The sequence below is a fragment of the uncultured Finegoldia sp. genome (genome assembly GCF_947252345.1).
Classification (GTDB): domain Bacteria; phylum Bacillota; class Clostridia; order Tissierellales; family Peptoniphilaceae; genus Finegoldia.
In genome coordinates, this window is sequence record NZ_CAMXVC010000022.1 from 1 (window position 1) to 17929 (window position 17929).

Annotated in this window: 15 protein-coding genes and 1 pseudogene; 4 read left to right on the plus strand and 12 right to left on the minus strand. The window is 30.9% G+C overall.

Annotated features, from left to right (window positions below):
* Window positions 1–203, plus strand: a pseudogene (locus Q0X02_RS05475) (hypothetical protein); the annotation flags it as partial.
* Window positions 204–228: 25 nt separating this feature from the next.
* Here Q0X02_RS05475 and map read toward each other — a convergent pair.
* The 6 genes from map to secG all read right to left on the minus strand — a co-directional run bounded on the left by map (window position 229) and on the right by secG (window position 10532).
* The gene (gene map, locus Q0X02_RS05480; protein ID WP_297812743.1) at window positions 229–984 is read right to left on the minus strand and encodes a type I methionyl aminopeptidase; all 756 of its coding nucleotides are present in this window, start codon (window positions 982–984) and stop codon (window positions 229–231) included.
* Window positions 985–991: 7 nt separating this feature from the next.
* Window positions 992–2323, minus strand: a complete 1332-nt coding sequence (locus Q0X02_RS05485) for a hemolysin family protein (protein ID WP_297812746.1) — start codon at window positions 2321–2323, stop codon at window positions 992–994.
* Window positions 2324–2489: 166 nt separating this feature from the next.
* Window positions 2490–3176, minus strand: coding sequence for a ferric reductase-like transmembrane domain-containing protein (locus Q0X02_RS05490; protein WP_297812750.1), 687 nt, complete (start codon window positions 3174–3176; stop codon window positions 2490–2492).
* 12 nt (window positions 3177–3188) lie between these two features.
* Window positions 3189–7940 (minus strand): FMN-binding protein, encoded by a 4752-nt coding sequence (locus tag Q0X02_RS05495; RefSeq protein WP_297812753.1) that lies wholly within the window; start codon window positions 7938–7940, stop codon window positions 3189–3191.
* A gap of 324 nt (window positions 7941–8264) precedes the next feature.
* On the minus strand, window positions 8265–10277 hold the full coding sequence (locus Q0X02_RS05500) for a sodium-translocating pyrophosphatase (protein WP_297812756.1): 2013 nt from the start codon (window positions 10275–10277) through the stop codon (window positions 8265–8267).
* 30 nt (window positions 10278–10307) lie between these two features.
* Window positions 10308–10532: a preprotein translocase subunit SecG gene (gene secG / locus Q0X02_RS05505; protein WP_297812759.1), complete on the minus strand. Its 225-nt coding sequence runs from the start codon at window positions 10530–10532 to the stop codon at window positions 10308–10310.
* A 202-nt stretch (window positions 10533–10734) separates the two neighbouring features.
* Here secG and Q0X02_RS05510 point away from each other — a divergent pair, with 202 nt between their 5' ends.
* Window positions 10735–11280, plus strand: a complete 546-nt coding sequence (locus tag Q0X02_RS05510; protein WP_297812763.1) for a DUF3793 family protein — start codon at window positions 10735–10737, stop codon at window positions 11278–11280.
* A gap of 3 nt (window positions 11281–11283) precedes the next feature.
* Window positions 11284–11703, plus strand: coding sequence for a flavodoxin (locus tag Q0X02_RS05515; RefSeq protein ID WP_297812766.1), 420 nt, complete (start codon window positions 11284–11286; stop codon window positions 11701–11703).
* Window positions 11704–11747: 44 nt separating this feature from the next.
* Here Q0X02_RS05515 and Q0X02_RS05520 read toward each other — a convergent pair whose 3' ends face one another.
* The 6 genes from Q0X02_RS05520 to Q0X02_RS05545 form a co-directional block, all read right to left on the minus strand.
* The gene (locus Q0X02_RS05520) at window positions 11748–12221 is read right to left on the minus strand and encodes an ATPase (RefSeq protein WP_297812769.1); all 474 of its coding nucleotides are present in this window, start codon (window positions 12219–12221) and stop codon (window positions 11748–11750) included.
* A gap of 76 nt (window positions 12222–12297) precedes the next feature.
* Window positions 12298–12786: a pantetheine-phosphate adenylyltransferase gene (gene coaD, locus Q0X02_RS05525; protein WP_297812772.1), complete on the minus strand. Its 489-nt coding sequence runs from the start codon at window positions 12784–12786 to the stop codon at window positions 12298–12300.
* A complete protein-coding gene (gene rsmD, locus Q0X02_RS05530) occupies window positions 12779–13339 on the minus strand; it encodes a 16S rRNA (guanine(966)-N(2))-methyltransferase RsmD (RefSeq protein ID WP_297812774.1) in 561 nt (186 codons plus the stop codon). The genes coaD and rsmD overlap by 8 nt, the downstream gene beginning before the upstream one ends.
* A gap of 8 nt (window positions 13340–13347) precedes the next feature.
* Entirely contained in the window at window positions 13348–15384 is a 2037-nt protein-coding gene (gene recG, locus Q0X02_RS05535) for an ATP-dependent DNA helicase RecG (RefSeq protein ID WP_297812777.1), read from the minus strand.
* A gap of 89 nt (window positions 15385–15473) precedes the next feature.
* Window positions 15474–17099, minus strand: coding sequence for a DAK2 domain-containing protein (locus Q0X02_RS05540; protein ID WP_297812780.1), 1626 nt, complete (start codon window positions 17097–17099; stop codon window positions 15474–15476).
* An 8-nt stretch (window positions 17100–17107) separates the two neighbouring features.
* Entirely contained in the window at window positions 17108–17470 is a 363-nt protein-coding gene (locus Q0X02_RS05545) for an Asp23/Gls24 family envelope stress response protein (protein WP_297812783.1), read from the minus strand.
* Window positions 17471–17648: 178 nt separating this feature from the next.
* Here Q0X02_RS05545 and rpmB point away from each other — a divergent pair, with 178 nt between their 5' ends.
* The gene (gene rpmB / locus Q0X02_RS05550; protein ID WP_297812787.1) at window positions 17649–17864 is read left to right on the plus strand and encodes a 50S ribosomal protein L28; all 216 of its coding nucleotides are present in this window, start codon (window positions 17649–17651) and stop codon (window positions 17862–17864) included.
* The last annotated feature ends 65 nt before the right edge of the window (window positions 17865–17929 follow it).

Consider the following 17929-nt stretch of genomic DNA (forward strand, 5'->3'; position numbering starts at 1 on the left):
ACGGTCTCGTGGGCTCGGAGATGTGTATAAGAGACAGATCTAGTATTTCTGGGGATGTTGTTTTATATTCAATTTATCGAGATTTAAACAAGTTATCTTGTGATTATAAAAAATTATTTGAATACGATATAAAGTTAAGTCAGCTTATTTATTCAAAAAAACAAGTAGATGATTTCTATGACTTTCCAATAATAAAAAAATAGAGAAGATAAATTATCTTCTCTATTTTTATTGTCCTTGTTGTTTTGAAAGGATTCTTGGTCCATCTTTAGTTATGGCCAATGTGTGTTCGTATTGGCAAGATTTTTTTCCATCTAGTGTTCTTGCCGTCCATCCATTATCGTCAATGGTAAGTTTATAATCGCCCATATTTATCATAGGTTCAATTGTTATTACCATTCCTTCCTGAAGTCTTAATCCTCGATGCTCTTTGCCATAATGTAAAACCATTGGATCTTCGTGCATTCCTCTTCCAATTCCGTGTCCTGTAAATTCACGAACTACAGAATAACCATTTGACTCTGCTATTGATTGTATTCTAGCTCCAATATCTCCTAATCTATTTCCTATTACAGCTAATTTAATTCCTTCGTACATACACTCTCTAGTGACATCCATCAACCTTTTTGTCTCGTCATCTATTTCTCCGACTCCATAGCTCCAACACGAGTCGCTCATCCATCCATTAAATTCTACAACAGTATCAACCTTTAGTAAATCTCCGGATTTTAAAACGTAATTGGATGGAAATCCATGGCAGATTTCATCATTTACAGAACAACAAGTAGCATAAGGAAATCCCTCAAAACCTATTTGGGCAGGAATTGCTCCTTTTGACCTTATGAATTTTTCACAAAAATCATTTACTTGCAATGTTGTAATTCCCGGTTTTACATATCCTCTTAATGCTTCGTGCATTCCTGAAATAATATTTCCGGACAAATCCATTTTTTCTATTTCATCTTTGTTTTTTATTATTATCATATCTCACCTACTCATAAAAATTTTTAGGCAGTGTGATTTTGACTTTCTTAATTCTCTTGTCTTCAACGAATATAATATTGTACAAAACACCATCTATGTCTATTTTCCTCTTGAATCCATCATCAGGAATATAGCCTAGAAAGTTTATCAACATACCGCCTAATGTGTCGTAATCATCCGACAACTCATCTATTTCTAATCCAATATTAGAATTAATCTCTTTAATCGATGTGCTACCTTTAACTATGAAATTAAACTTATCAACTTGAATAATATCAGGTGCTTCATGGTCATATTCATCTTCAATATTGCCCACAATTTCCTCTACAAGATCTTCCATTGTAACTATCCCAGAAAACCCGCCGTATTCATCTATTAGTATCGCTAAGTGAATCCTTTTCTTTTTCATATCATAAAACAAATCATTGATATTTTTAGTCTCAGATACAAAATAAGGTGGTTTTAATATTTTCCTTAAATCAACATGACCAAAGCCATTTTTATATGCTTCACTCATATAATCTTTAATATAAATAATACCTAGAATGTTATCAACATCACCTTCATATATCGGTATTCTCGAAAATTTTAGCTCCATCAACTTATCCAAGTAATCGTCAATATCGTCTTCTAAGTCAATTGCAAAAACTTCAGTTCGAGCAGTCATTATCTCCTCTGCTGTTTTTTCGTTAAAAGTTATTACAGCATCAATCATATCTTTTTCTTTTGAATTTATAAGACCTTGTTCTTTTCCAACTTCAACCATTGATTTTATTTCTTCTACGGTGATTTTACTTTCAACATTTAATGTTTTAATACCAACAATGCTCAGAATTAACTTTGTTGATTTGGAAAGCAAATATACAAATGGTTTTAAAAGAAAATAACAAAATTTAACAATATTTATGGAAAATAATGCAAATGAATCAGCCACACTAAGGGCTATTCTTTTCGGAATTAATTGTCCGAACAATATATAAACGAATGACAATATCAAAAGAACAAATAATACCGAAATCCAATATGTTGTCTGTCTTGTCAATCCTAAGAACACAAGTTTTTTCGATAGACTCACACTCAATCCAGATGCGCATAATGACGCTGAAAAAAAACCGATATATGTCAAAATAACTTGTATTGTTGACAAAAATTTAGTGTGTTTTTCAAATTGCTCCAATACAGATGTAGCTCTTTCGTTTCCATCTTCACTCATATTTTCCAATTTGTTTTTGTCACAAGAAACTATTGCTATCTCGCTTGCTGAAAAAAAAGCATTAATAGCAATTAAAAAAAACAAAATAATTAATTCTACCAATAAATTGGGCCCGACTTCGTCCATTTAATCCTCCTAAAGTTCTAGATATTATTATTATACAATATTTTGAACTCAAAATAAAATTATCCGATGTGAAATGCACTTTTGATGAGCAAAAATTTATTCATAATTAATTTCTAATTATTAATTTAAAAGAGATGGCATTTTTAACTACACCATCTCTTTTAGATTATTTAACGGAAGTTTTTAATCTCTTATTTTTTTGTTTACGCAATCTCAATACTACATAACTTGTATATATAATTGTGTAGATTATTATCCCTGATAAATGTGCCTTCCAATCTTGTGAATACAAAATCATTATATGAATGTAGATTCCAATGAAAAATGGATACGCAAGCTTTTGCAGTTTTTTCCAATTTGTAGGTTTCATTCTCTTTCTCACACATTGAAAAGATGTCACAAAAAGAGGAATCAACATCAGTAACAATAAAATCGTGATTATTGTCGCTATAAGCGTTTTTTTATCCATTGAACCAGGATTTGTAAACAAGACCGGAAAATAATGCACACTAAATATTATATTGTGGCTTATAACCAACAAGCTTGATATGATTGATATTTCTCCACGTGCTTTCATTAATTTTTTTGATAAGCTATTGTGTTTTGTAATTGTTCCTAAAAACATAACAATCATAAAAGTTGCCGTTGCGAATATCCCTCTCGAAAAAATATTCATAAAATATTTGTTAAACCAAGCAGGCAAAAGTCTATCATATCCCATATTAAAATAGAATATCACTAAACCTGTCCATACATAAACTCCAATATAAAACGCACCCGCATGTTTTTTAATAGAATCAGCAAATATGCCATAAAAAACAATTGTAAATAAAATTCCAATAATTAATGTCATAAAAATCTCCTTCTAATTAGTATTTTCTTTATTGCGAGAATTTTTTTCTGCAAGATTTTTTCCTTCAAATGAATTTTTTTCTTGCTTTTCAGTTAATTTTTCGTGTTTTTCGAATTTTTCTGATTCTTTACTTCCCGCTTTTGAAGAATTTGCTTCTAACTTTGTTGCCGGAATTTTATTGTTTTTTTGCTCAGTAGAGTTCTGTGGTGTATTATTTCTTGTTCTTTCTTTGTTGTTTTCTAAATTCATATCAGCATTCTTGTTTTCTTTTTTCTTTACTGGGTTATTTATTTTTACATAAACAAAACTTTCGATTGTTTCATTTGTACGTTTTACTTTGAATTGTAGAAGAACTTTCTGTAGTTTATCAGCCTTTTTAGTGAAATCAGGCTCTCTTATTATTGTAACTTCTACAGACCCATCATTTGGTATATTAGAAAACATTGATTTATAGTCAGCAATTGTAGGCGCAACTCCATCTACTATTATTGGATTAAAAGATTTTCTAACTGGAGTGAAATTGTTAACTTGACCCTCTTCAGAATCTGCAATTCCATTGCCATCTTTGTCCCTGTAAATCCAATAAGTTATTGGTCTTACTAGTATTTTGTCACCCTTTTTAGCTTTGAGTTTTAGTGTAATAGTTTTTGTTCCACTTCCATCATTTGGCCAACTGTTTTCTTCTACAATCGGACTTCCACTTATAGTTGTCCCATCAAAAGTCATTCCTTTAGGAAGACCATCTATCTGAGGTAAAATTGTTGTCTCTTTATCTAAACTCGTCACAGTCGCTGGTCGAATCGGTCTATTTTCAATCCATTGTTGTCCATTTGATTCCATCAAGCTTGTGTCTATTATTTCTTTACCTACTTCTATTTCTTCTTTAGGTTTTTCATCTATGGATTCAGTTTCTCCTTCAACTTCTTTTACTACGTTGATAAATAAATACGATTTTCCATTTTCTTTTATTCCATCAACAACAAATTCTAAATTAACACGTTGTTTTCCTTTTTTCTTGTAATCTGGTTTATTAGTGAATTTTATTTTCACTGAGCCGTCACTTGGAATATTCGAAAATTTTGCTTTGTATTCTTCAATACTTGGCGCTTTTCCATTTACTATAATAGGGTTTGAGTCTTTTCTTAGTGGGTTAAATTTAGTTCCTCCATCTTCATCAGCATCCGCCATTCCGTCTCTGTCTTTGTCTCTATATACCCAATAAGTTATTGGTCTTACTAGTATTTTGTCGCCTTTTTTAGCTTTGAGTTTTAGTGTAATAGTTTTTATTCCACTTCCATCATTTGGCCATTGTTCGTCAGTTATTTGTGGAACACCTGTTATTGTTTTTCCATCAAATGTCAATCCTTTTGGTAGTCCTTCAATTTCCGGCAATATTTCTATTTTATTTTCTAAGCTTGTTACGGTTGCCGGTTTTATTGGTTTTCTTTCAATCCATTGTTGTCCATTTGATTCCATCAAACTTGTGTCTATTATTTCTTTGCCTACTTCTATTTCTTCTTTAGGTTTTTCATCATCTCGTTTCTTATCATCATTTTCAACAATATGTTTTTCTGATTCTTTACCAGATAATTCAAAATTAACGTATATTTTTTGTAAAGAATTTGGATTATCGGATTTAACTAAAGAATATTCAACTTTTTTGTTTACTGGAAGCAGAGTAGCAGTGTATTCATATTTTTTTCCTTGTTTTGATACTGCTCTAATTCTAACTTTTTCAAATTCAAATGATAATGGTGCATTAATGATTTGATGGTCAGATATATTTCTATCGTCTACAAAATCCATAGCGACATTATCAACCTTATACCATTTTGAACCATCTTTGCTGTACTCTAATCCAATAATATAATCTTTGCTAAAGTTTCCAAAAGAAATTTTAAACTCATCATAAGATAGAGAAGGTTTGTGTAATACTCTAGCTTTTATAATTTTTCCTTTCTTTGAACCTTCAAAAACACTTCCATTTGATATTTGATGACCTTTTTCATCAGTAATAGTTATATCTTTTGAGCCAAAATCTTTCCATCCAACACGTTCAGCAGAGCCGTCTTTTTTGATAATATTTAGCTGCATATTAGAAAAATCTACTGGACTATTTTCATTTACTTCTATATTCTTACTTTTTGGTGCAACAATAGATATTTCTTTAATATCCGTGTTCGTTTTATAATCGTTTGATGATTTTTCGGATGCCTCTCTAGTTGCAGCAGAAATACCACTTGCACTTACAGTTGCTCCACTTACACTATCAAATAATTCATGTGCATTATATTTTTCAGACATATAAGATTTTACAGTTCGAGATAGTAATGTTAAATCTGATTCGGAATTATCGCTTCTATATCCAGTTAGATTTTTCAAATACTTTTCACCGAAAAGTTCCTTAACTTTTGCTTTAGGGTCACTACTATTTCTAATTGTTTCAAAATATTCTCTGTAAAGACCCATTTTTGCAAGATTTAACCTACCTTGTTTGCCTTTTAATAGTTTCAAAACTTTTTCAGCTTTATTTCTGAAAGGTCCCATATCGTCACCATATTCAGAATTACTTCCAACTCTAATATTTGTTATTTCCCCATTTTCTATCTTGATATATACTTTTGTTTTTCTAGTATTAATATATCCAATTCCCAATCCAGTATAATCTCCATTTTTAAGCGGCTTTTCATTATAATATTTTTTAAGCCATTCATCAATTACTTCTTCAGTAGAAGATTCATTTGGGTTTTCTTTTGGATTTTTCTTATCATCTATTGGATTTTCTATTTGAGGATTATCTTCGGTTTTATTAGGCTTATCATTTTCTGAATTGATTATAGCCTGACTAATTGCATTATTTACAGCATTTATTATGCCATTACTTGAATAAGTTGCTGTAGTAACTGTATCTACTCGTTTTCCTGGCTTTCCTAGTAGTCTTGATATAACTGACATAGCTTTAGTAAAATACGAAATATCCTCCTTGTGAGATACCACTTCTATACCTGATACAAGTCCATTTGTAATCGTAACTTTTACTTTCATAGCGCCGTTGAACCCTTGACCATATCCTATATATGTTCCATCTTTTAATTTCTTGTTGAATGCACTGCTACCGCTATCACTATTCCCATGGAAATTGTGTTGATTTGAATTTCCACTATCATTTGGGTTGTTTAGTTCATTGTTTGTTTTTGAATTATGATTTGAAAATTTGTTACTCGATTTTGCAACTAAATTGTCTTGTTCACTAGCACCTGCTTGACTAATAGCATTATTTACAGCACTTATTATACCTCTGCTTGAATATGTTGCAGTAGACACTGTATCCACGCTTTTACCTGGTTTTCCTAGTAAATCAGATAATACAGCCAAAGCTTTGGTGAAATATGGAATATCATCTTTGTGAGATAGTATTTCAACATTCGCTATCAAACCGTTTGTTACAGTCACTCTAACTTTTATCGGACCATTAAATCCTTGTCCAAAACCAATATATGTCCCGTCTTTCAGCTTCTTATTTTCTATGATTTCTGTGTTTTCTTTGTTATCATTAACTAACTTGTTTTTGTTTTTTTGTGGCTTTTCATTTTTTGTAGGATTATTTGAATTTTTTTGTGCTTTTGCTTTTACAATGTTTTTATTTTTCTTTGTGCTTGATTTTAAGATTGCATTATTTACAGCATTTAAAATTCCTCTACTTGAATATGTGGCCCCCGAAATCGTGTCTACTTTTTTACCAGGTTTTCCCAAAATTTTTGAAATCACTTGAGTTGCCCTATTAAAATAAGGATTATCATCATTATTCAAAATAACTTCAACGTTACTTATCAATCCTTTTAAGACAGTGACTTTGACTTTTATCAGACCGTTAAATCCATTTGCAGCTCCTTGATAAATGCCATCTTTTAATTCTTGGGTTTTGATTGCTATAGATTTTTTGCCGAGTTTTGTTTTTGGCCTTTTGACGTTTTTTACATACGTTATTCTAGGCTTTTCTTTTGAACCAGCTTTTCTTAAAGCCTTCGCCACCGCTTGTTTTATGGCATTAGAGGATATTGTTGCGTTTGAAACAGAGTCCACATTCACACTTTGTGATTGCAATATTGAACCGATTATAGAGGAAGCACGTCTTAAGTATTGCGGTGTTTCTCCATGGGAAATAATTTTGAAGTCTTGTAGTTTTCCATTTTCAACAATAACTCTGACGGTTAATACTCCTCCGTATCCATTAGCTGATGCTTCGTATTTTCCATCTTTTAATTTTCCACTTTCTACTTTTGTAGGATTAGGAGCATCTTTTTTTGAACTAGAAGCTATCTTTTTAATCTGTTCTTTAAATCCGGCTTTTAAAAGAGCATTTCTTACCGCCGTTTTAATAGCCTCAGAAGTGATTGTCGCGCCTGAAATAGAATCAACATTTGCATTTCCTTGATTTAAAATCTGTGCAATAATTAACGATACCTTCTCATAGTACTCAGGCGTTTCATTGTTTTCTAGCACGTTTATAGCTTTTAATTTGCCATTTTTTATGCTAATTTTAACTTTGAACGACCCTCCATAACCTTCTGCTTTTCCATCATAATCTCCATCCTTTAATCCTTTTACATAGCTATCAGAAGCTGTTGCTAGTGTATTTTTATTTAAATTTGAATGTAAATTTTTCATTCTTATTGAAAAATTCACAACAGAAAACACTATTGCAACTGTTACCAATGTAACAAGAGTAAAAGATAACCATTTCTTAAAAATTTCTCTACTCATTTTTTCTCCTTTCAATGAATTTATTAGCAAAATATCAATTATAAGCTAGTCATAACGTTGATACTCCGCTGTTTCGAGAGTTGTGATAAATACTCTCAATTTTGAATTGTACAGAAATTTTTTTGAAAAAGCAATAGTTTTTTTAGATTTCGAAAACATTATTTTAGAAAAATTATCGGGAATTTTTTTCGAAAAATATATTAAAATGAAATACATTTTTTCAAAAAAACATTGTTTATTTTAAAATTTTATATCGTTTTATTATTCAATATAAAAAAAATAGCATAAAAGAATCATTCGATTCTTTTATGCTATCTAATATTTTTAGAATAATTTTAGCAATACTCCACCATATTGAGCGATTAATGGTGCAAATACTAATGCTACTACTGTCATTAATTTTATTAAAATATTTAATGATGGACCTGATGTGTCTTTGAATGGGTCACCTACAGTATCTCCAACAACCGCTGCCTTGTGAGCATCTGAGCCTTTTCCACCATGTTGACCTGATTCAATATATTTTTTAGCATTGTCCCATGCTCCACCACTGTTTGACATAAAGATTGCCATCAATACACCTGTTACCAAAGAACCTGCTAACAATCCACCAAGAGCTTCTGCACCTAGCAAAAATCCCATAACAACTGGACAAATTACAGCTAGTAATCCAGGAACAATCATTTGTCTTAATGCGGCACCTGTTGAAATATCAACGCATTTTTTGTAATCTGGTTGTTGTGTTCCTTCCATTATTCCAGGAAATTCTTTGAACTGTCTTCTAACTTCTACAATCATATCATTAGCAGCTGTTCCTACAGCATCCATTGTCAAAGCTGAGAACAAGAATGGCAACATACCACCTATGAACATACCAGCAACAACTTCTGGGCTAGTAACGTTAATTTGTTTTAATTGAACTACTGCAGTATAAGATGCAAATAATGCTAATGCTGTCAACGCAGCGCTTCCTATAGCAAATCCTTTACCAATTGCTGCAGTAGTATTACCAACAGAGTCTAACTTATCTGTGATATCTCTGACATTTTCTGGCAATTCGCACATTTCTGCGATACCACCAGCATTATCTGCGATAGGACCATAAGCATCTACAGCTATTGTCATACCACAAGTAGAAAGCATTCCTATTGCCGCTACTGCAATACCATATAAGCCTTCTGTTGGGTTAGCTGCACCATTTGATGCGAAGAATGAAGCTATAATTCCTATGGCAATTACTATAATAGGACCAGTTGTTGATTTCATACCAGTTGCCAAACCAGAAATAATGTTTGTAGATGAACCTGTTTCTGATTCTTCGGCAATTTTTTGTACTGGTTTTTTGTCTTCTGAAGTGTAGTATTCAGTAAATTGAGAAATAATCAAACCTACCAATATACCAGCCAAAACAGAGAAGAATGCGTTATTTGTTCCTAAAATGTGATTAGATAGGAAGAAAGAACCAATTATAGCCAACAAAGAGCTTATAATAGTTCCTAAGTTCAGAGATTTTTGTGGATCTTTTCCACCTCTTACAGCAAATACACCAATTATTGAAGAAATAACTCCAACTGCTGCGATAGCAATAGCAAATGAAACACCGGCTTCTTTAAAAGCTAGTAGTCCTAGAGTAATACCTGATAGAATACTACCTGCATAAGATTCAAATAAGTCAGCACCCATACCTGCAACGTCACCAACATTATCACCAACGTTATCTGCAATAACAGCAGGGTTTCTAGGGTCATCTTCAGGGATTCCCGCTTCTACTTTACCTACCAAGTCAGCACCAACGTCAGCTGCTTTTGTATAGATACCTCCACCAACTCTAGCAAATAATGCGATTGAAGAAGCTCCAAAGCTGAATCCTGTAACTATTTCTGCGTCTTTAAATAATAAATAAGAAACTGTTATACCTAAAATTCCTAATCCTACAACGCACATACCCATTACAGCTCCACCTGAAAATGCGACGTTAAGTGCACCATTCATTCCTTCTTCTTTTGCAGCATTAGCTGTCCTAACGTTTGCCTTTGTTGCTGCTTGCATACCGATATATCCAGCTAATACGCTAAATAAGGCTCCTGCTAAAAAACAAATTGCAGTTTTATAATCGATTGCAATTGCCAGAATAACACAAATTATAATTACGAAAATTATAAGTGCCTTGTACTGGCGAGAAAGATATGCCATTGCTCCATCGTGAATAAATCCTGATATCTCCCTCATTCTTTCATTACCAGCACCTTTTTTACTTATGTTACTAAATTTTATTGCAGCAAATAGTAATGCGATAATTCCTGCTGCAATAGCTAAATAGTAATACATATTTTCCATGATTTACTCCTTTCAACTATTTAATTTAAATTATTTTATATATGCTAACGCCAAAGCCGAAACCAAGAATATAACAGATGAAACAATAACTACTCTATTAATATAATTGTCTTTTGTTAATCTTCCACCATGTCCACCGACATTAGTTTCTCCTGTCAACGCTGCCATTCCTTCTGATTTAGTTTCTTGACTCATTACTGCAATAATCATAATAATGCTGACAATAACTAAAAGCACTGAAAAAACAGTTTTCAAATTTCCACCTCATTTCAATTACTTGATATATAAAATATAACATAGACATTCTATATTATCAAGATATTTGCATATACCAAATATCACAAAAATATTATACCATAAATTTCAGCTTTTTTAATTGATAATTAATATTGATTTCTCAGAGAATATGTGTTATGATTTTCTTGATAATATTTATCAACAATTTATAGAGGTGTGCATGTTAAATGAAATAATAATAGAACATTGTTATCCTACACTTAGCAATTTAAAAATTGCAAATATGGTAAACGTTGATATTTACGATACAATTTACCAAGACATAATCAAATTAAACGAAGAATTATCAAAATATAATTTTAGTTTAATAATTTTGAAGCAATCAAATAAAAAGTTATTGCTGTACTTACTTAATCTAAATTTAATAGAAAATTATAATGATGAGAAATTAAAGAACGCTCTAAAAAGTTATGGTTACCCTACCGATAATTTTAATAACAGCATTACTTTCTTGAAACAAAGATTACTTCAAAATGAATTTCCACATGAAATTGGATTTTTCTTAGGTTATCCTTATGATGATGTGCTAGGATTTATTAATTACAATGGAAAAAATGAAATTTTTACAGGAAAATGGAAAGTGTATTCAAATGTTGATAAGGCAAAGTACACATTCGAAAAATTTGAATACGCTAGAATCATTACACAACAATTATCACTACAAGGAAATTCCTTGTTTGATATAATCAATTATTTTAAGGAGTAAAATATGAATTTATTAATTTTGTACTGGTCTCAAACTGGTAACACAGAAAAAATGACAAACATTATCAAAGAAGAATGTGAATCAAAAGGTTGTAAAGTTGATGTTGTATTCAGCGATGATTATGCAAAATGTGATATCAATAATTATGACTTGATTGCATTTGGTTGTCCTGCAATGGGAGATGAAGAATTAGAAGATACTTCATTTGAGCCAATGTTTAGCGATTTGGAGCCAAAACTAGGCGATAAGAAGATTGCTTTATTCGGTTCTTATGAATGGAATAATGGTGAATGGATGGGCTTTTGGAAAGAAAGATGTGCAAAAAATAATTTGAACGTTGTAGATACTGTTATTTGCTATGACACACCTGATGATAATTCTACAGTTGAAATCAAAAAATTTGCTGATAATTTAGTAAAATAGTAAAACAAAAAAACTTAGCAGTTTTATTTAACTGCTAAGTTTTTTTATCCTTTTAATTCATTTCTATTTTCTTGTAATTCGTCCAACAAGACTTTTAATTTATCTTGTGTAGTTTCTAGCATTTCATCTATATATTGTATAGATTGACTCTTCAATAATCTTGCATTGTTTTCTGCTTGAGAAGTAATGTCTTCTGCATTCTTTTGAGCTGCGATTGTAACGTCATGTTCGTTAACCATTGTTTCAAATCTAGAACGAGCTTCTTGATCGATTTTTTCAGCTTCCTTGTAAGCTTGTGTTCTGATATTTTCAGCTTCTCTATTAGCTTCTTCAATTATTCTGTTCTTTTCTGCATTGGTCCATTGAGCTTGTTTAATTTCTTCTGGTAAGTTTTCTCTCATATCTTTTAATACAGATAATAATTCTTCTCTTTCAACCATTACTTTTTTTGAAAATGGAACTGCTGAAGCTTCATCAAGTATGTCTTCCATTTCTTCTATTAATTTAATAATATCCATATAACCCTCCCACATTGAGCTAATTATTCTTACATTTATTATAATAGAAATATCAAATTATTACAAGATAAAGTATTTATTTGTCGTCATATTTTCGTCTTATTATTTCTACAATTTCGTTAGGAACAAGCTCACTAATATCAGCACCATAAGAGGCTATTTCTCTAACTATTGATGAAGATAAAAAAGCATATTTACCGTCGGATACTAAAAATATTGTCTCCAAATCTCCATTTAATTTTTTGTTGGCCAATGACATTTGCATTTCCGATTCGAAATCACTCACAGCTCGAAGACCTCTTATTATTGTACTGCAACCTATTTTTTTCGCGAAATCAACTGTTAATCCTTCGAACGAATAAACTTTTACATTTTTCAGATGTTCACATGATTTTTCTATCATTTTTACCCTTTCATCAAGAGAAAAAGTGCTTTGTTTTTGTTTATTTTTAACTACGGCAATGTTTACTTCATCAAATATTTTGCTACTTCTTTGAATAATATCCATATGTCCATTAGTAATTGGGTCAAAGCTTCCAGGGTATAATACTTTCATTTTATTCATAAAATTTCCTCAAAAAATAAATATTTTTTTTATTTCCGTAATTTTTATGTTTTTCTAATTCTAATTCATTAAAATAACTACTATCCAATTCGGTTTCTGACTCTAAAATTACGAGAGCATCTTCATTTAATAATTCATTATCTATCAACATTTTTACTGATTCTCTGTAATAATTAAGTCTTTCATAAGGAGGGTCAATGAAAACATAGTCGAACTTAATGCTCTGTCTTTTAATATTTAACAAATTTTTCTTAAAGTCTCCTTTGAAAACTTTAGTGTATTCTTGTGTTTTTGTGTGCTTTATGTTGTCGTTGATACATTTTATATTATCGCTTGAGCCTTCACTAAAAACTACTAAATCACAGCCACGACTTAAAAACTCCATCCCTACTGCTCCGCTTCCAGCAAATAAATCCAAGGCTTTCGAGTTTGTCTTGACTTGAAATATTACACTAAATATAGATTCTTTGATTTTTCCTTCTGTAGGCCTTGTAAATCTATCTACGTCAGTATTTATATTCATTCCCCTCAATTTTCCAGAAATTATTTTCATTATTCACCTCAATTAAAAATCACATTTTCAAGTAACTTATCTTTGAATTTTGTTACTTCGTCCTTAAGATTCGAGTACTCTTTTGTTTCTAATAATTTATTATTTAATATATAGTCACATATAACCGAAGACTTTTCTATCAACTCACAATCTTTCTCTATATCAGCAATATTTAAAAGTGGTATTCCCGATTGTCTTGTTCCAAGCAAGTCCCCACTTCCTCTCATAATTAAATCTTGTTGTGATAATTCAAAGCCACTATTCGTGCTAACCATAATACTCATTCTTTTCATTTGTTCATCAGTATGAGCGTTGTTTATTAGAATACAGTAAGATTGGTCAGATGACCTCCCAACACGTCCTCTCAATTGATGAAGTTGAGAAAGTCCAAAACGTTCAGCATTGTAAATTACAATAACATTTGCTTTTTTTACATTGACACCAACCTCTATAACAGTCGTTGAAATTAGAATTTTAGTTTTCCCTGCTACAAAATCCTTCATAACAGATTCTTTTTCATTTGATTTCATTTTTCCATGTAGTATTCCTACATTTAAATCCGAAAAATATTCTTTTTTTAATCTTGCATACAATTCAGTTACATTCTCTAAAATCAGAGTTTCAGATTCATCTATCAATGGACATACGATGTAAGCTTGGAATCCATTATCGACTTGTTTTCTGATGAAATCTGCAATTCTCTTTTCGAAACTAAAACCAACAGAATATGTTTCGACTGTTTTTCTTCCTTTAGGCATTTCATTTATGGTAGAAATATCCAAGTCCCCATAATAAGACAAAGCTAAAGTCCTTGGAATCGGTGTTGCAGTCATAACCAACACATCCGGATTATTACCTTTGTCAGAAATTTTCTTTCTTTGACCTACTCCAAAACGATGTTGTTCATCAGTAATTACAAGACCTAACCTATAAAAATCTACAAAATCTTGAATTATTGCGTGCGTTCCTACAATTACATTATAATATCCAGATTTAATTTTCTCGAGAATATCGTCTTTCTTCTTTTTAGGTATATCTGATTTTAATAAACACACTTTGATTCCGATATTTTTGAAATCTTCAACTAATCCTTCATAATGTTGTGTTGCCAAAATATCTGTAGGTGCCATAAAAGCAGACTGATATCCGCTGAAATAAGTTTTTACAATCGCCGCTTCGGCAACTATTGTCTTACCGCTACCTACATCTCCTTGAATTAGTCTATTCATTTTTTTTGGACTAATCATATCATCTTCAATATCTTTTATCGCATCAATTTGACCTTTTGTCAATTCAAATTTCAAAGTTTTTATAAAATCACTAATAGAATTATCGTTTTTAAATTGCACATACCCATCTACACAATTTTCCTTTTTCATTGAACGCATAGCAAGCTGCATTATAATGACTTCTTCAAGTACAAGATAAGTTCTCGCTTGTCTGAAATTAGCATAGTCAACAGGTTTGTGAATATTCTTCAAAGACTCTCTTTTATTGGATAAGCCGTATTTTTTTATCATACTATATGGAATTACATTTTGCACATCATCTAAACAATTAGCTAGCGCATAATCGATAAATTTTATCATATCATTGTTCGTAATTCCTTTCTTGAGCTTGTAAATAGGATAAATTATTCCTAATTTACCACCAAAAGTTTTGCTCAATATCGGCGATGTTATTTTTGTCTGGTCTTTAATTTTGGTGATTTTCCCGTACAAATAATAAGTGGTGTTTGGGGAAATTTGATTTCTAATAAATGGTTGATTAAACCAAGATACGTTTATTTTTGAAGTTTCATCATAGCAAATTGCAGATGTCAAATTCATATTTTTTCTTAAATATTTTGTTATAGGTTTAGATACGAATTTTACTTTCAAAACACAAGACTCTTCGTTTTTAGTATCTATTATATTCTTAATGACAGCTCTATTTTCATATCTATAAGGATAATAATTTAATAAATCGTTAATTTTAAAAATACCCAAAGAGTTTAAAACTTCAAGCTTTTTCTTGCCTATTCCTTTTATTTCTGATAATTGCATAACTCACCACACAAAAAAATCCCTGCATTTAAAATACAGATAATAAGTCTGTTCAACAGAACCTATTATCTGTAAATATGCACAAGGAATTATTCTATTGAAAATACATAATAATATAAAGGTTGAGAACCTTCCACAACTTCTATATCAATATCTTTATACTCATTTTCTAATTCATCTTTTAATTTACTAGCAGCCATTTCATCACAGCCTTCGCCATAATAAATAGTTACTAGTGAATCATCTTTTTCAATCAGTTGTCTTAGCAAATCCATTGACACTTTATTGATATCAGTACCAACTGCTCTGATATTTTTCTGGTCAAGACCAATAATGTCATCTTTTTTAACCTTTATGTCTTGCATATTCAAATCTTTTACAGCAAATGTAACTTCACCAGTTTTAACACTTGAAATAACATCATTAAAACTTTCAAAATTTTCTTCAGAACTTGCTTGTTCGTTAAAAGCGAGAATTGCTGAAATTGATTGTGGAACAGACTTGGATTCAACTACATAAACATCTTTTTCAACGATTTGTTTTGCTTGGTTAGCAGCCAAAATTATATTTTTATTATTTGGAAATACAAAAACAGTCTTTGCGTTTACTTTTTCAATAGAATTTACGATATCCTCAGTAGATGGATTCATTGTTTGTCCACCAGTGATTATTTCATCTACATTAAGCATATCAAAAACTTTATTGAATCCTTCGCCGCTACTTACCACAACAAAGCCAAAGTCCTTTTCTGGTTCATCTTTTTTATCTTTGCAATTTTTAATTTCTTCTTCTGTTGAATGAAGATTTTGATGTTGAAGCCTCATATTGTCAACTTTAATGTCTTTTAATGCTCCAATTTCCAATGCAATTTCCATAACTTTTCCAGGATGATTTGTGTGAATATGTGTTTTTATAACTCCATCACCTTTTACAACGAGAATACAATCTCCAAAATCCTTTAATTTATTTCTGTATTCATTTTCATCTTCATCTGTCATTATGAAAAATTCAGTACAGTAACCAAATTCTATATCCTGATTAAGATTTTGTGTAGAATCATCGTTAATTGTTCTGGATGATTCGTCTATTGTTGTCTCAGAAATCAACTGCTCATTGTCATAATTCAAGACACCTTCGAGAAATAACATCAATCCTTGGCCACCAGCATCAACTACATCGGCTTCTTTTAGAACCGGTAGCATTTCTTTTGTTTTCAAAAGCGCCTTATTTCCTGTTGATATTATATCCGTCAAAAATGTTTTGATATCTTTATAGTTTTGGTAGTTTTCTTCTGCAAACTCACCCATACATCTAGAAACTGTCAAAATAGTTCCCTCTGTTGGTTTCATTACAGCTTTGTATGCAGTTTTGTAGCTTTCCACAAATCCATCTCTTAAAGCAAAAACATCGAACTTTTCATAATCCTTAAAGCCGTTGTAAAATCCTCTCATAATTTGAGAAGTTATTACCCCTGAATTACCTCTAGCCCCCATAAGAGAACCATCGCTCATTGCCTTTGCCAAATTAGCTATTGTAATATCTGAAACACTGTTTACTTTTGAAATAGCTGATTTAATAGTAAGTGTCATATTAGTACCAGTATCTCCGTCTGGAACAGGAAAAACATTTAAACTATTTACAATTTCTTTTTTATTTTCTAAGTTCTTAAATCCCGCTAGAAGGCAATTCTTGAACAGTATTGCATCATTCTTCATTGTGCCTCCTATTTATTTTCGTTTACTCTCATATCTTGAACCAATATATTAACACATTCCACTTCAAGACCAGTTTTGTTTTCTACGCTGTATTTAACCGTATCTATGATGTTTTGGCAAACAACAGCAATTTTTGTACCGTATTCCAAAACTACAGTTAAATCAATTACAATTTTATTATTTTTTGTATATACTTTTACTCCTTTACTCATATTATCCTTGTTGAGTAAAATTAATAAACCATCCGATAAATTTTTGTAAGCTAATCCTACTATTCCATAACAAGTCATAGCCGTTTCACTAGCAATAGTTCTGACAATATTATCTGATATTAATATTGAACCATATTCATTGTCAATTTTAGTAGTCATATTACCTCCTATTTTTAAGATACACGATTAAATTATATTCTTTCTAAATTTTAATCATTCTAATTTCATTTTAATACTATAATATTATAACATATTTTACGTTTAAAAGCTTGAAATTGCATTTTAAAATATGCTATAATATCAAGAGACATTTGAAAAAGAACCAGGAGGTGTAATTATGTCCAAAAAATGTGAAATTTGCGGTAAATCAAGAACTTTCGGAAATAATAGATCATTTTCTTTGAGAGCTTCAAATAGAAGCTGGGCTCCTAATATCAGAAAAGTCAGAGCTTTAGTTGATGGAAAACCAAAAAGAATTAATGTTTGCACTAGATGTTTAAGATCAGGTTTAGTAGAAAGACCTCAATTTATCAAAACAACAGAAGAAGAATAAAAATAAAGAGTCGTTAATGAACTATTCCCTCAAGTTGACTTTGAAGTTCAACTTCAAGGGTCGGT